This is a genomic window from Rathayibacter sp. PhB152, from assembly GCF_003751395.1.
GTDB classification, from domain to species: Bacteria; Actinomycetota; Actinomycetes; order Actinomycetales; family Microbacteriaceae; genus Rathayibacter; species Rathayibacter festucae.
The window spans coordinates 571,405-586,125 of sequence record NZ_RJUT01000004.1; the positions used below are offsets into that span (position 1 = coordinate 571,405).

Sequence of the window (14,721 nt, forward strand, 5' to 3'; positions counted from 1 at the left end):
CGGCTCCGTCTCCTGCGCCGCCGCCGCTTCGCCGCGGGACCGGTACGAGCATCGTGCCCACCAGCACCGTCCCGGCGGCCACGTCTCACGCTGACGCACCGCTCCTCACAACTGCCACCCCGACGAAGGACTTCCGATGACCACACAGCCCGACTCGTTCCTCTGGGGAGCATCGAGCGCCCCCCACCAGATCGAAGGAAACAACGACAACAGCGACTGGTGGGTCTACGAACAGCGCTTGCCGATGTTCGCGCCCAGTGGCGACGCCGTCGACAGCTACCACCGCTACGAAGAGGACATGCGACTGCTCGCAGAAGCTGGACTCACCGCCTACCGCTTCGGCGTCGAATGGGCGCGCGTGGAACCCCTCCCGGGCCAGTTCTCCCTCGCCGAGCTCGCGCACTACCGCCGGATGATCGATACCGCTCTCCACCTCGGGCTGACCCCCATCGTCACCCTGCACCACTTCTCCAGCCCCCGCTGGTTCATCGAGGAAGGCGGATGGCTGGGTGACACCGCCCTGGAACGCTTCGCTGCCTACATCTCGCGGGTCTGCGACATCCTCGACGGCGTCGAGTGGGTCTGCACCATCAACGAACCGAACATGTTCGCGTTCATGATGCTGATGGCCGGCTCCATCAACAGCGATTCCATCCCGGCGATGGACACACCCACCGTTCAGCCCGAAGGCGGATTCACGCTCCCGCTTCCGCTTCCCGAGGGCACCCGACGCCTTATCGACGCGCACCACGCCGCCCGCGCAATCGTGCGAGAACGCACGAACGCCAAGGTCGGCTGGACCATCGCAGGCCTCGCACTGTCCGCCGCCGACCCCGCCTCCGAGGAACGACTCCGCTCGGAACGGTACGCCCGGGAGGACGTGTTCCTCGAGGCCTCCCGCGGGGACGACTTCCTCGGCGTCCAGGCCTACTCCACGCAGGAGGTCAACGAGGACGGGCTCGTCCCGCACCCGCCGCACCCGGACAACACCCTCGTCGGCACCGCGTACCGTCCCGACGCGCTCGGCATCGCGGTCCGCCACGCGTGGGACATCACCGGGGGAGTGCCGATCCTCATCACGGAGAACGGCATCGCCACCGACGACGACACGCGACGCATCGCCTACACGACCGAGGCGCTGCAGCACCTCTTCGCCGCCATCGATGACGGCATCGACGTGCGCGGGTACCTGCACTGGACCGCGCTGGACAACTTCGAGTGGGGCCACTGGGAACCCACCTTCGGCCTCATCGCCGTCGACCGCACCACCTTCACCCGAACCCCCAAGCCCAGCCTGGCGTGGCTGGGAGAGGTCGCCCGCACCGGCGGCGCGCACTTGGACGCATCGTGAACCGCGTCACCCCGTTCTGCATCCGGACGACCACCCGTCGCCCGCACCACGAGAAGTAGGAGTCAGCCATGGAAGGCCTCACCGACAAGGTCATCGTCTTCGCCGGAGCCGGCGGCATCGCAACCAGCGCAGCGCGCTACCTCGGCGCGAGCGGCGCCACCGTCGTCATCGGCGACATCGACGTCCGCGCCGCGGAACGCGCCGTGGAAGCCGCAACGACCGCCGGCGGCCGCGGGAACGCCCTGCGGGTGGACATCGCGGACGACGCCGACGTCGCAGCACTCATCGACCTCGCGATCAGCGAATACGGCCGCATCGACGGACTCTTCAACGTCGCCGCGAACATCGCCCCCGACGAAGTCGCACGCGACACCACCGTCATCGACATCGAGTTGGAGGCGTGGAACCGCAGCCTGGACATCAACCTCACCGGCTACCTGCGAACCCTCCGCGCGGCACTGCCGCACATGATCGCGGGCGGCGGCGGCTCCGTCGTGAACACCCTCTCCGGAGCGGTCTACCCCGCCATGGCCGACAAAGTCGCCTACTCCGTCACCAAGGCTGGAATCGGCGCCCTCACCCGTCACGTCTCTCGCGCCTATGGCAAGCAGGGCATCCGCTCGAACGGCATCGCGCCCGGCATGGTCCTCACCGAGCAGACCAAGAACAACCTCCCGGAAGAGTTCCGTGAGCAGATCCTCGGCGGTACTCCGTCGCACCGTCTCGGCGAACCGGACGACATCGGCGCCACCGTCGCCTTCCTCATGTCGGACCTCTCCGAATGGACGACCGGGCAGATCCTCAGCGTCGACGGTGGAACCAGCATGCGCGCGTAAGCGCCCCACTTCCGCACACCCCATCAGTAAAGAGGAGCCATGCACGTCACTGAGGACAGCAACGCCCGCTCGATCCCGCGGCCACCGTTCGACCCGCGGGTTCAAGCCGGACTGAACGCTCTCGCGGATCTTCCGATCTTCGCGCCACTCACTTCCGAGTCGATCCCGACGATGCGCGGATACAGCGTGCCCGAAGACATCAGCGCCCTGGATCTCGAGCAGCGCGAATACACCCTCCCGAGCGCAGACGGCACGCAGCTCGCCCTCACGGTGCTCCGGCGCAAGAACCATGCCGGCGCGGGACCCGGCATCCTGCACATCCACGGCGGCGGGATGGTGATGGGAGACCGGATGACCGGCATCTCCCTCGTCGCCGGATGGGTGCTCGAGCACGACGCCGTCGTCGCCACCGTCGAGTACAGGCTCGCGCCGGAACATCCCGACCCGACTCCGGTCGAGGACTGCTATGCCGCGCTGCTGTGGATCGCAGCGAACGCAGACGACATCGGAATCGATCAGGGCCGGATCCTGATCGCGGGCGCCAGCGCCGGCGGAGGCCTTGCCGCAGGAGTGGCGCTCCTCGCCCGAGACCGACGCGGACCGGCTCTCCTGGGTCAGCTTCTGCTGTGCCCGATGATCGACGACCGCGACGCCACAGTCTCCACCCGCCAATTCGACGGGATCGGGCTGTGGGCTCGCGGCAGCAACTCCGTCGCCTGGAAATCCCTCCTGGGCGGCCGTCGCGGAACCGACGATGTCTCCGCCTACGCCGCCCCTGCCCGGGCGACGGACCTTACCGGCCTCCCGCCTACCTACCTCGACGTCGGCAGCGCGGAGGTGTTCCGCGACGAGGTGGTGAGTTACGCGTCATCACTGTGGCGCGACGGCGGCGACGCGGAGCTGCACGTCTGGCCCGGCATGACCCACGGCTGGGAAGCACTGATGCACGGAACACCACTTGCAGAGCTGGCGGCCGCCGCCCGGGACTCCTGGGTAGCACGGCTGCTCGAGTCCTCAACGTCCCGCTCGGCCTGACACTCATCCGCACACCACCCCGTCGACCGCAGTCTCACCGGACCTTCCAGGCGAGGTTTGTGACTGCGGGGATCTTCCACAATCACCACGACACCCTTTCTGGAGAACAGAGATGACCCTCACCTCGAAGAACACGCTGCAGCAGTGGCTCGACGACCCGGTCGGCGGCCGCATCCTGCGGGAACTGCTCACCCACGCCGGCCACTCCGAGGAGTCGTTGCAGCCCGCTCGGCACCTGAGCCTGCGCGCCATGGTCGAGATGGGCGGTGACGCTTTCCCGCAGGAACTCGTGAACGCCATGGTGGAGCAGGCGAACGGCGGGGTGATCCCGCGGGAGGAGACCGACGACGCGCCGGAGAGCGCAGTCGGGCGCTTCACCGGGAAGACCGTGATCGTCACGGGCGCAGGATCCGGCATCGGACGTGCAACGGCCCGCCGCATCCTCCGCGAGGGCGGACGAGTGATCGCCGTCGATGTCGTACCGACCGGCATCGAAGCCCTCGCTGCCGCCTCCCCGGAAGGCTCCGTCGTCGCCGTCGCCGCCGACATCACGTCGGCTGAGGGGGTCGCGTCGATCGTCGCCGCGGCCGGCGCGCAGATCGATGCGCTGGCGAACATCGCCGGAATCATGGACGGCATGACGCCGCTACACGAGACGGAGGACGCCCTCTGGAGTCGCGTGTTCTCGGTGAACGTCGACGGCACGTTCGCGCTCAGCCGCGCCGTGCTGCCGGCGATGCTCGAGGCCGGTCGCGGGGCGATCGTGAACGTTGCGTCGGAGGCGTCGCTACGCGGTAACGCGGCCGGCACCGCCTACACAGCGTCCAAGCACGCGGTCGTGGGCATCACGAAGAGCTCGGCTTTCCTCTACGGTCCCTCCGGTATCCGTACCAACGCTGTCGCTCCCGGCCCCACCGCCACGGGGATCGAAGGGACGATGTCGAGCGACTTCGCGCGCAAGCGCCTCGCGCCGTTCTTCACCCTCATCCCGCCGGTGGTCGAGGCCGACACGATAGCCGCGTCGATCACCTGGCTGCTCAGCGACGACTCCGCGAACGTGAACGGCGTCGTCCTGGCCTCCGATGGCGGCTGGTCGGTGCAGTAGCCGACGGGCGAGTGAGTCGCGCACGAACACCAGCAGGTGGGAGAAGCGCGAAGAGCAGTGGGCGGCGCTCCTTCAGGGAGTGCCGCCCACTGCTCTTCGTCTGCTTCTACTGCGACTCGAACGTTGTTGTCAGCGTCGCGGTCGAGGCTCCGCCCACCCACACGTCGAAGACGGTGTTGTCCAGCACCCATGAACCGGTGGCTGCGCTCCAGTAGCGCAGCTGGTCGGGTCCGAGCTCGAAGCGGACCGTTCGGACGTCTCCGCGAGCGACATGCACGCGCTCGAAGCCTTTCAGTTCTCGGACCGGGCGCGAGGAGGTGCCGTAGCGCTGGTGCACGTAGAGCTGCACCACGTCATCACCGTCACGATCGGAGGTGTTCGCGACGTCGACGGAGACCGTGACAGGCTCATCGGCGGACCGAGCCGTCTTCTCAACTCGCAGGTTGGAGTATTCGAAGGTCGCGTAGCTCAGACCGAACCCGAACGGGTAGAGCGGCGTGGATTCCTCGTCCCAGTACCGGGTTCCGCTGTTCTCGGGGGAGAAGGTGCGGTTGTGGGAGTAGATCATCGGCACCTGGCCGACGTGACGCGGCCAGCTGAAGGGGAGACGCCCCGCGGGTGACACGTCGCCGAAGACAGCGGCGGCGACGGCGTCTCCACCCTGGGTGCCCGGGTACCAGACCTGCAGGACCGCTGCGGCGTGTGCGTCGATCCAGTGGAGGTCGAGCGGACGACCCGACATGACGACCACGACGACGGGCGTACCGGTGGCGATGATCTGCTGGACCATTTCGAGCTGGCGGCCGGGAAGGTCGAGAGTGGATCGGGATGCGAGTTCCCCGATCTGGTTCTGCCGCTCTCCGACGACGACGATCGCGACGTCGGCTGCCGCGGCGGTCTCCACTGCTCGCGTGAGCTCCTGCTCGTCGTCGACGGACGCCCACGGGTTCTCGCCGGGATCGGGGTCCTGCCGATCGAAGGGGGAGGGGAAGAGGCGGTCAGGGATTCCGACGCCGGGCGCGTGAGTGATTGCGGCGGAGTCCACGGCGCGGGATCGCAGTCCCTCGAGGAGGGTGACGGTGTCCTCGGTGTGGTGACCGAAGACCCACGGCCCGAGCGTGTCTCGCTTGCTGTCTGCGAGGCGGCCGATGACGGCGATCGTTCCGCGGTCGTCGGCGAGGGGGAGTGCGCCGTTGTTCTTGAGCAGGACAATGGCGCGTTCGGCTGCTGTGCGGGCGACCTGCCGGTGAGCCGGGTCCGTGAGGACCGTTTCGGCGGATTCGGCGTCGGCGTAGGGGTTTTCGAAGAGGCCGAGTGCGAACTTCGCGGTGAGGACTCGACGCACGGAGGTGTCGAGCTGCTCCTCGTCGAGGAGTCCGCGTTCGATGGCGGCCGGCAGGTTGTCGAACGCGGGCTCGGACATGGCCATCTCCATGTCGTTGCCGGCGCGAATGGCGCGGGCGGCGGCGTCGGTGGGGTCGGCGGCGAAGTGCTGCGTCTCCATCGATTTGACGGCGTTGGCGTCGGAGACGACGAAGCCGTCGAAGCCGAGCTCGTCGCGGAGCAGCTCCGTGAGGAGTCGCCGGTTTCCGCTGGCGGGGACTCCGTTGAGGTCCATGTAGGCGCTCATGATGTTCGCCGCGCCTGCGTCGATGGCTGCCTTGAAGGGCGGAAGGTAGACGTTGTGCAGCTCGGACTCCGAGATCTCGGCGTCCTCGTAATCACGGCCGCCACGTGCGGCGCCGTAGCCGGCGAAGTGCTTGGGGCCGGCGAGGATGCTGCTCGGTCCGAGGTCGCCCTGGAAGCCGCGGACCTGGGCTGCGGCGACGGCCGATCCGAGGTGCGGGTCCTCTCCGGCTCCTTCGACGATGCGGCCCCAGCGGGGGTCGCGCGCGATGTCGATCATGGGCGCGAAGGACCAGTGGATGCCTGAGGCTCGGGCCTCGCGGGCGGCGATGCGCTGTCCGGCTTCGACGATGGCAGGGTCCCAGGTGGCGGCGAGAGCGATCGGGACGGGGAGGACGGTGCGCAGGCCGTGGATGACGTCGAATCCGAAGAGGAGGGGGATGCCGTGCCGGCTGTTCTCGACGACTTCCCGCTGGTACCGGTTGGCCACGGCGGGGTCCTTGATGAACAGCAGAGAGCCGACTCCGCCGTTCTTCGCTGCGGCCAGGACGATGCGCGGCTGCCGGACGAAGACCTGGTGCTCCTCGGGTAGGGAGTCGATATCGAAGTCGTCGGGGAGCTCACCGACATCGAAGAGGAAGTACTGGGTGAGTTGCCCCGCTTTCTCCTGGATCGTCATGCGGGAGAGGAGATCCTCGACGCGCTCGGCGGTGGGGAGGTCGGAGTTCCGGTAGGGGAGGTCCGAGGTCATCAGGGGCCTTTCTGCGCTGGGCGGGGTGGCGGAGGTGGTGCTCGAGGTCATCGCACGGCCTTCACCTTCGCGAGGACCACGAGTCCTCCGACGATCGTGAAGACAGCGGAGGCGAGGTAGAGCGGCGTGTAGTTCTTGTCCCCGTCCGCTGCGGCTCCGATGAGGAGGAATGCCGGAGCGATGAGGGGGGCGAGCGCCTGGGGGAGCGTGAAGGAGAAGCTGTTCAGGGCGTTGAACCGAGCAGCCTGGGTGTTGCGTTCGGGGAGGACGTCGAGGACGAGGGCCTGGTCGACCGCGGAGAAGATGCCGATGCCGAGGTTGCTGAGCACGGAGCCGATGATGATGACCTCGAGGCTGGGAGCGAAGGCGACGATCACCGCGCCGGCGCTGAAGATCACGCCGCCGGTCATCACGAACAGGCGTCTGCGCCGCAGCTTGTCGGAGAGGAAGCCACCGCCGATCGCACCGCCCATGGTGCCGACGATGCCGAGCAGGCCGAGAAGTGCGATCGTTCCGCCGATCTGATCGACGGGGAGACCGAGCTTGGAGCCGATGAAGAAGGCGGTGAAGGTCGAGTTCAGGGTGAGGCCGAAGAAGAAGAAGAAGCGTCCGACGAAGTTCCAGGAGAAGTCGGGGTAGCGCTTGGGCTGGAACACGTACTTGCCCAGCATCCCGCGCACGTCGAGCCTGTCCTCGTGGACCATCCCGCGCGAGTCGGCTTCGTTGACGAAGAGCAGGAACAGCAGCACGAGCACGACGCCGACGACACCAGGAACGAGGAAGAGGAGGAAGGAGTTCGATGCCAGTCCTCCGCCGGCGACCGCACCGACCACGGGCGCGACCTGCCCGATGACTCCGGTGAGCCCAGCGACCTTGCCGCGCTGGGAGGCAGGGAGGCGATCCGCCTGGGAGTTCTGCAGGCCACCGATGACCTGGCCCCATCCGAGCGTGGAGATGATCCAGCCGATCGCCAGGACGACGATGTTCGGTGCGAGTGCGAGGACGGTGAGGCCGAGAAGACCGACGATGAGGCCGATGATCATCCAGGGACGACGTCGGCCGAGACGCGAGCGAGTGCGGTCACTCAGCACTCCGAACAGGGGAGCGAGGAGGACGCCGCTTCCCGCGGCGAGACCGAGGACTAGCCCGAGGTACTCGACGTTCTCCGGCGCGAGGTTCTGCACCTGGATCGCGAGGGAGATGGCGATCGGCGTGACGAACGCGAGGTTCGCGCCGAAGAGCGCAAGGAGCAGGAACGTGATGTACCGCCGGGACACTCGAGGCCGGTCGTCCTCTTCGACGACACCGCGCTCACTCCCAGCGCCGGCCTCGGCTGCTGTCGGTGTAGCGGCGATCGGGAAGGTTGTCCCACCGCCCAGCCCAGCAGCGATTCCGACTGCGTCGGCCCGGCGGTGCGACTCCGCTTCGGAAGCCTGCTGGGCCGGTGAGGGCGACGCGCCGGGCGCGCCTGACGCGAGGGGGTTGTCCGACATCATGACTCCTTCGTCATCCGGCCTCGGGGTGCCGGAAACAGATCTTGCGCGCAGCGACTTACCACGTGATAACGGAGTGAATCACGATACTTATCACGTGTCAACTGCGCGGCGCGTGCTGCTGCAAGGGCCGGAGGCGAGGACGACGGAGTCGCGGACGGGATGAACTGACGGCTAGGGCTCGGCGGCTATCAGCAGCAGCGCTACCCGACGGTTGCCGCGGCTGGTCGACGAACACCTTGCAAGAGCATGTCTCGAACGTGCGGGCACGACCGCCCCTCGGCACCCAGAGCGCGCGTCGAATGCATGTCCAGCCGAGCACTGTCGTAGCCGAAGGGGCGGCTCCGTTTGCATGCAGTAGTGGCCGACGACCGGCCTTTCACGCTTGGCGTCCTTTGCGCGATGCAAGGCCCGCGATGAGTACGTCAACGCCCCAGGTGAACGTTGCCTCCCGAGATTCGATGAAGGTGTCACTCGCGGCGTCGGTGAGCGGAAAGCGCTCAGCGTCGACCCGTTGGTGTCGCCGCGCTGCGGTGTAGCGCTCGGGAGCCGCGAGGCGGTGCTGCTCTTCAATGACACTGCCGGTGACGAAGGCGGTGAGCGTCTGCATCGCCCGCAGCGCCTCCTCGAGCTCGAAACCAGCATCGGTGAGGTGACGCAACGGCAACTCCATCGACCCGATCGCCTCGTCGTCGGTGAGGTAAGTGCCAGAAAAGAGGCGTGCGCCGTCGCGGTATCGCAACAGCACATCGCGGAGATGGGCTGCGCTTCCCCGGAGGAACTGCTGCCAATTGCTGGACGAAGTCACGGCGATGTCACGGCCTGCAATGACCTCTCGCATCATCACGGTCGCCATTTCGTCGGCGAGAGCCGACATGTCGGGCAGGTGGTAATACAGCGCACCAGCACGCACGCCGAGTCGATCGGCCAGCGCTCGAGCCGTAATGGCACCCAGGCCACCCTCGGCCAGCAAGGTGAACGCGGCAGTAACGATCCCGTCCTTCGTGAGTTTCGCCATCGCCTTTTCCTTGACATTTGAACACCGTTCAACAACAGTACCAGTATCGCCGGTTTGAACGGCGTTCAAACTTCTGAGGAGATCATCATGAGAGCAGCAGTCGTCAAAAGCTTCACCACCCCACCGCGGTGCGCCGAGTTCCGCGACCCGGAGCCGCGAGAGGGCTTCGTCCCGGTGCGGATGCTCGCTGCGGGCGTGCACCGTATCGTCCGCTCCTTGGCAGCGGGCGCTCACTACGGTTCGGGGGACGAGCTACCGTTCGTACCGGGTGTCGACGGCGTCGGAGTCCTCGAGGACGGCACGCGCGTCTACACCGGAGGCTCACCTGACCCATTCGGCACCCTCGCCGAGCGCACGATCGTTCCCGCCGGCTTCGCTATCCCTGTCCCCGACGCGCTGAGCAGCGTCGATGCCGCTGGCATCGTGAACCCTGCGATGTCGTCATGGATGCCGCTCGTCGGCGCGGCCTCACTACAGCAGGGACAGACGGTGCTCGTTCTCGGCGCTACCGGTATTTCCGGATCGCTCGCGGTGAGGATCGCCCTCCACCTCGGCGCGGGCCTGGTGATCGCCGCGGGACGCGACGCCCACTCCCTCAGCAGGCTTGCTGAAACTGAGCACGTGACCACTGTGCGCATCGACGAGAACCTGACGGCCAGCCTCCGCGCAGCTGCTCCAGAGGGAATCGACGTCGTACTCGACTACCTCTGGGGACCCGTCGCCGAGGGGGCGCTCGAAGCACTCCGCCGCACGGGACTTTCGCACAAGGCTCGCTCGACCGCCTACGTGCAGATCGGTGCGATCGCAGGTACCCGAGTGTCACTCGACGCGACACTTTTGCGATCCTCCTCCGTCACGATCACCGGCAGCGGCGCCGGCTCCATCAACCCGCAGCTCCTCCTCACCGAGCTGCCCAAGATCCTCGACCTCGCAGCGTCGCGCAGAATCGAGGCTCCGGTGCGAGCTGTCGCCCTGACTGACATCGAATCGGAGTGGTCGTCCACCGACCGGCTCGTCGTAGAGCTCGCCTGACGAGCTGCCGCACCGATCGCTGCCCGACAACGCCGCGTCTATTGCCTCGATGTCAGACCGCCCGTTGAGACTGGTACTTCAGATGCGAGGTTCGGGTCTGGAAGCTACGCCGGTGGATCGGCTGAGGGGAAGAAGAGATGTCGTTCGTACAGCACTGGAGCCGGCTGGGATCAGCGAAGACAGTGACGGTTACGCCGGGAACACAGATGCCCGAGAGGGGAGTTCGTGAACTTCGCGGGCTCGCGAAGTCTGACGCTATCGATTTTGAGGTCGACGACCTCGTATTCGACGGCGACACCTTGGAGTGGGACGACCGAGGCAGTCGCCAGACCGCTCAGGTCACCAGCGTCGAAGTCTTCGATGCGCCCTCGGCGTCGGCATTTATGAAGCACATCTCGGCGAAGTACTCGAAGCACGCCCCGGCTTCCCCGCGCCAGCGCGTTGGCAACACAAGTGGCGGTCACATGATCATCGTCAATGGCAGCAATGTGAACGTGGCGGTCGAAGGGAGCTCGATCACGCAGCAGCTGCCAGTCAGCGCCGGGTTCGAGAAGCTCGCGGATGCTGTCGGACGCGCGATCGCGATCATCGAGGAAACCGCTGGGGTGGACCCAGACGAAGTGGAAGCAGCTCGCGACTCCGCGACAGTCGTCCTAATGGAGGCGTCGAAGCCCGCTCCCGACGAGTCAGCCATCAAGCGCGCCCTGCCAACGGTCAAAGGCGTGCTGACTTCCGCCGCCAACGCTGGCGCGGGCGCCCTTGCATCTGGCCTGATCGGCCAGCTGGTGCTCGCCGGGTAGCAGGAGCTCGGCTTCCGATGAGGGGGCAGCGGGCGTCATGTCAGCAAACTGACATAATGTGCATTATCGGATGTCTGCACAGCGAGCGGCCGGGACCGCAAGGTGCGCGACCAGGCTGCTCCAGCGGACGACCCGGGGCACCTGACGCGGGACGTGACGCGGGACGCAGCCGCCGACCGCGCCCGCTGACCGTGCGGACCCGCAGCCCTACCAGGTCCGGGCGACTTCCGGAGCGCCTTGTGGGCGCGCCGTCGTCCCGGCACTGTCGTGCCGAGACGGACTGTTCGTCACCGAGAGGGAGTCATGGACGACGAGACCCTGCTGGGCATTCTGCTGCGTGGGCGGCCGGCGACGCTCGAGGACGCGGTGCTCGCGACCCACCTCGAGCCCGCGCAGCTCACGGCGGCCGTGCAGCGGCTCCGCGACCGGGGACTGATCGGCGGCACCGGCGACGTCCTGGCGTATCCCCCGCCCGCGGACTGGGCGAACGAGGCCGTCTCGGTGCACACCCGCCGCGTCCGGGTCGCGGCCGAGGACGCCATGTCCGGCATCGAGAAGATCCTCGAGAACCTGCCCACCGTGCTCCGCGCCTGGTCGACGGGCGAGGCGGCCGCCGACCTGGTGCCCACGGTGCTGCGCCACGGACCCTACGCGGCGGAGGACCTGCTGTGGGAGCTCGTCGGGACCCCGTCCAGCTCCCTCGTCGCGGTGTTCGCCAGCATCGACCGGCTGATGACGGCGCCGATCGACCGGGCCGTCCGCTTCGGTGACGCCCTGCAGGAGAGGGACGCGGTGCGCATCATCGTCCCGTCGTCCGCGGCGGCCGACCCCCGGGTGCTCGAGCGGATGGCCGTCTACGGACGGGTCGGTCTGGAGTACCGCTCGCTCGACCGGCCGCCGGGCTGGTTCTGGGTCGACGGCGACCACATCGCGCTCCCCTTCGTCTGGGGCGAGGCGACCCCGACGAGCGTGCTCGGAGTCCGCCACGCGGGCCTCGCGAACATCGTCCGCGCCTACTTCGACGAGCTCTGGCAGCGCGCGGACCCGCTGGGCAGCGACGAGCACTCCTGGCTGCCGCTCCTGCGTCTGATGCAGCAGGGCAACACCCTCGACAGCGCCTCCAACCGCCTCGGCATCAACCCCCGTACCGGCCGCCGCCGCATCTCCGCCGCGATGGAGCACTACGGCGTGGACACGCTCTTCGGCCTGGGTGCGGCGTGGGGCGCGGGCCGGGCGGGCAACGCGACGCGGCCCGGGGGGTGACGGACTCCCGCCCGCTCAGGTCTGTGGGCGTCCCTGCCGAGGAGATCCGCCCTGCTGCTTGACCATCGTGCTCGGAAGCGAGCTCACGAGCGCGAGCGCGCTGACTCCGCACCGCGGGACTCCTCCCGCAGCCGCATCGCGGCCTCGTCGTCGAGCCAGTTCGGCCCGCTGTTGCGGAGGAAGACCGCGTAGACCACCAGGGAGACGGCGATCACGGCGGTCGCGTAGCCGATGAAGGCCGGCACCTGGTCGGCGCCGAGCGCGCCGGCGTAGAGCAGCGGCGCGGTGCCGCCGAAGACCGAGTTGGCGAGCGCGTAGCCGAAGCCGAGCCCGAGGGCGCGGACGTGCGTGGGGAACAGCTGCGCCTTCACGACGGCGTTGATCGAGGTGTAGCCGGTGAGGATCACGAAGCCGCCGACCAGGATCGCGAAGGCGGCGAGCGGGGCGGTCTGCTGCGGGAGGGCGGTGAGGAGGAACCAGGTGTAGAGCACTCCCCCGATCCCGAAGAAGACGAGGAGGGTCTTCCGGCCGATGATGTCCGACAGCCAGCCGCCGAGCGGCTGCAGCAGCATCAGCGTCGTCAGGGCGATGAGGTTGATGACGGTGCCCGTGACGACGTCGTCTCCGGCGAACGCGCTCTTGATGATGCTCGGACCGGTCACCGAGTAGGTGTAGAAGGCGACGGTGCCGCCCATCGTCACCGCGAAGCACAGGAGCAGCGGCCGCCACTGGTGGACGAGGAGCTCGCGCATCGAGCCGCTCCGGCGGGACTCCCCTGCTCTGACGGCGTCGATCCGGGTCGTCGCCAGCGATTCGTCCATGGTGCGGCGGAGCCAGAACACGACGACCGCGGCGACGCCGCCGATGCCGAACGCCACCCGCCAGCCCCAGGCCGAGATCGCCTCGTCGGGCAGGGTCAGCACCATGACGAGCAGCGTCAGCTGAGCGAGGACGTGGCCGCCCACGAGGGTGACGTAGTGGAACGACGAGAGGAAGCCGCGCCGGCCGGGGATCGCCGCCTCCGACATGTAGGTGGCGCTCGTCCCGTACTCCCCGCCGGTGGCGAAGCCCTGCAGCAGTCTTGCGAGCACCAGGAGGACCACCGCTCCCCCGCCGATCGACTCGGCCGTCGGCGCGAACGCGACGAGGAGGGAGCAGGCGGCCATCACCGAGACCGAGACCGTGAGCGCGAGGCGGCGCCCGTGCCGGTCGGCGAAGCGGCCGAAGAACCAGGACCCGATCGGCCGCATGAGGAAGGTGACCGCGAAGATGGCCCAGATGTAGAGGGTCGAGTTCTTCTCGCCGGGAGCGAAGAACTGCGACTCGAAGTAGACCGCGAAGACGGAGTAGACGTAGACGTCGAACCACTCGACGAGATTGCCCGCGGATCCTTTCAGGGTGTTCGACACGGAGCGTCGGAGGCTGGTGGGGGTCGTCGTCGTCGTCGACATGATGGTCCGATCATCAAGGGTTTCCGGGTGGGACGGATCTCGGGGCGGCGAGGGGGCTGCGGCGTCTCCGCCGTCGGCGCCCCGCGTCGCCGCGAGCCCAGGGGCATCTCTACCGCATTCTCGGCGGCCTGTCCGGAAACCTAACGGTCTCCTGACGCGATCGGGGTCGGACCGCGACGAGGTCGCCGCGTCTCGCGCCAGTCGGGCGGAGACACTGACCAGACCCGTATGGTCCCTCGGTGGAGGTCGACACATGAGGATCCGTACTGAGAACTCGCTGAGGTCATCGGCGGCGAGGGCTCTTGCCGTCGTCTCGATCGTCACCATCGCCGCTTCGCTCTCCGGGTGCACAGTGGGAGACGCCGCGCCGCCGAAGCCCACTGTCGCTCCGCTCCCGGCTGCTGAGGTGGAGCGCGCACTGGCCGAGAAGCAGGATGCCGACTGGGGTCTGCTGGCGGCGAAGTATCCGAACGCGGTCCGACCCGAGGTCGACGTGATCCGCACCGTGAATCCCTCGGAGTCGACGTCAGCGATCGCGGACTGCATGGTCTCAGTCGGCTTCCCGGAGACCAAGGCCACTCCGGACGGCGGCCTCGACTACGGTTCCTTCCCCACGGAGCAGACGCAGACTCACGACATCGCCCTGTTCGTGTGCGAAGCGCAGTACCCGATGGATCCGAGATTCGACACGGCAACGAGCGAGGCGCAGTACGAGTTCCTTTACCACTACTACGCGCACGACCTCTCCGAGTGCCTGGAGAGTCACGGCATCGACGTGCCGGAGGCGCCCACCTACGAGACCTTCCGCGACACCATCGATTCGCGAGAGGCGTGGAACCCCTACCTCAGCTTCGAACCCACCGGGGACACGCAGTGGCTCGCCGTGAACAAGGACTGCCCGGAGACGCCTCCGGGCTACTTCGGGGAGTGATGAGCGCCTCGCTGCTCCACACGCCTGAT

12 protein-coding genes are annotated in these 14,721 nt (G+C 67.8%); 8 read left to right on the forward strand and 4 right to left on the reverse strand.

The features are described 5' to 3' along the window. Positions 1–136 precede the first annotated feature (136 nt). From EDF36_RS12740 to EDF36_RS12755, 4 genes are all read left to right on the forward strand, one after another. Positions 137–1,351 carry a family 1 glycosylhydrolase gene (locus EDF36_RS12740; RefSeq protein ID WP_123733284.1) on the forward strand — a complete coding sequence of 405 codons (1,215 nt, stop codon included), beginning with the start codon at positions 137–139 and terminating at the stop codon, positions 1,349–1,351. Between the two features lie 68 nt (positions 1,352–1,419). Continuing rightward, entirely contained in the window at positions 1,420–2,187 is a 768-nt protein-coding gene (locus tag EDF36_RS12745) for an SDR family NAD(P)-dependent oxidoreductase (protein WP_123733285.1), read from the forward strand. A 39-nt stretch (positions 2,188–2,226) separates the two neighbouring features. Beyond that, positions 2,227–3,222 carry an alpha/beta hydrolase gene (locus EDF36_RS12750; protein ID WP_123733286.1) on the forward strand — a complete coding sequence of 332 codons (996 nt, stop codon included), beginning with the start codon at positions 2,227–2,229 and terminating at the stop codon, positions 3,220–3,222. Positions 3,223–3,334: 112 nt separating this feature from the next. Continuing rightward, entirely contained in the window at positions 3,335–4,327 is a 993-nt protein-coding gene (locus tag EDF36_RS12755) for an SDR family NAD(P)-dependent oxidoreductase (protein WP_123733287.1), read from the forward strand. A gap of 106 nt (positions 4,328–4,433) precedes the next feature. Here the strand turns inward: EDF36_RS12755 and EDF36_RS12760 are convergent, their stop codons facing one another. From EDF36_RS12760 to EDF36_RS12770, 3 genes are all read right to left on the reverse strand, one after another. Next, entirely contained in the window at positions 4,434–6,755 is a 2,322-nt protein-coding gene (locus tag EDF36_RS12760; protein WP_260300701.1) for a glycoside hydrolase family 3 N-terminal domain-containing protein, read from the reverse strand. Further along, the gene (locus tag EDF36_RS12765; RefSeq protein ID WP_260300702.1) at positions 6,752–7,981 is read right to left on the reverse strand and encodes an MFS transporter; all 1,230 of its coding nucleotides are present in this window, start codon (positions 7,979–7,981) and stop codon (positions 6,752–6,754) included. Before EDF36_RS12765 ends, EDF36_RS12760 begins: the two co-directional genes overlap by 4 nt. 595 nt (positions 7,982–8,576) lie before the next feature. Next, a complete protein-coding gene (locus EDF36_RS12770; RefSeq protein ID WP_123733290.1) occupies positions 8,577–9,215 on the reverse strand; it encodes a TetR/AcrR family transcriptional regulator C-terminal domain-containing protein in 639 nt (212 codons plus the stop codon). An 87-nt stretch (positions 9,216–9,302) separates the two neighbouring features. Here EDF36_RS12770 and EDF36_RS12775 point away from each other — a divergent pair, with 87 nt between their 5' ends. The 3 genes from EDF36_RS12775 (at position 9,303) to EDF36_RS12785 (ending at position 12,310) form a co-directional block, all read left to right on the forward strand. Then, positions 9,303–10,247 carry a zinc-binding alcohol dehydrogenase family protein gene (locus tag EDF36_RS12775; protein WP_123733291.1) on the forward strand — a complete coding sequence of 315 codons (945 nt, stop codon included), beginning with the start codon at positions 9,303–9,305 and terminating at the stop codon, positions 10,245–10,247. 137 nt (positions 10,248–10,384) lie between these two features. Further along, complete coding sequence (locus EDF36_RS12780) at positions 10,385–11,047, forward strand: hypothetical protein (protein WP_148060043.1); 663 nt, start codon at positions 10,385–10,387, stop codon at positions 11,045–11,047. A gap of 303 nt (positions 11,048–11,350) precedes the next feature. Beyond that, complete coding sequence (locus tag EDF36_RS12785) at positions 11,351–12,310, forward strand: hypothetical protein (protein WP_123733293.1); 960 nt, start codon at positions 11,351–11,353, stop codon at positions 12,308–12,310. Positions 12,311–12,393: 83 nt separating this feature from the next. Here the strand turns inward: EDF36_RS12785 and EDF36_RS12790 are convergent, their stop codons facing one another. Further along, entirely contained in the window at positions 12,394–13,719 is a 1,326-nt protein-coding gene (locus EDF36_RS12790) for an MFS transporter (RefSeq protein WP_260300703.1), read from the reverse strand. Here EDF36_RS12790 and EDF36_RS12795 point away from each other — a divergent pair. Further along, complete coding sequence (locus tag EDF36_RS12795; RefSeq protein WP_221181651.1) at positions 13,709–14,692, forward strand: hypothetical protein; 984 nt, start codon at positions 13,709–13,711, stop codon at positions 14,690–14,692. The two genes, EDF36_RS12790 and EDF36_RS12795, sit on opposite strands and share 11 nt — an antisense overlap. Positions 14,693–14,721: the final 29 nt, after the last annotated feature.

Excerpts from the sequence above, each read along its gene's own strand:
- EDF36_RS12780 (WP_148060043.1), top strand. The coding sequence starts at position 10,385 with ATGTCGTTCGTACAGCACTGGAGCCGGCTGGGATCAGCGAAGACAGTG.
- EDF36_RS12740 (WP_123733284.1), top strand. The coding sequence starts at position 137 with ATGACCACACAGCCCGACTCGTTCCTCTGGGGAGCATCGAGCGCCCCC.
- EDF36_RS12770 (WP_123733290.1), bottom strand. The coding sequence starts at position 9,215 with ATGGCGAAACTCACGAAGGACGGGATCGTTACTGCCGCGTTCACCTTG.
- EDF36_RS12775 (WP_123733291.1), top strand. The coding sequence starts at position 9,303 with ATGAGAGCAGCAGTCGTCAAAAGCTTCACCACCCCACCGCGGTGCGCC.
- EDF36_RS12755 (WP_123733287.1), top strand. The coding sequence starts at position 3,335 with ATGACCCTCACCTCGAAGAACACGCTGCAGCAGTGGCTCGACGACCCG.
- EDF36_RS12745 (WP_123733285.1), top strand. The coding sequence starts at position 1,420 with ATGGAAGGCCTCACCGACAAGGTCATCGTCTTCGCCGGAGCCGGCGGC.
- EDF36_RS12760 (WP_260300701.1), bottom strand. The coding sequence starts at position 6,755 with ATGACCTCGAGCACCACCTCCGCCACCCCGCCCAGCGCAGAAAGGCCC.
- EDF36_RS12785 (WP_123733293.1), top strand. The coding sequence starts at position 11,351 with ATGGACGACGAGACCCTGCTGGGCATTCTGCTGCGTGGGCGGCCGGCG.
- EDF36_RS12750 (WP_123733286.1), top strand. The coding sequence starts at position 2,227 with ATGCACGTCACTGAGGACAGCAACGCCCGCTCGATCCCGCGGCCACCG.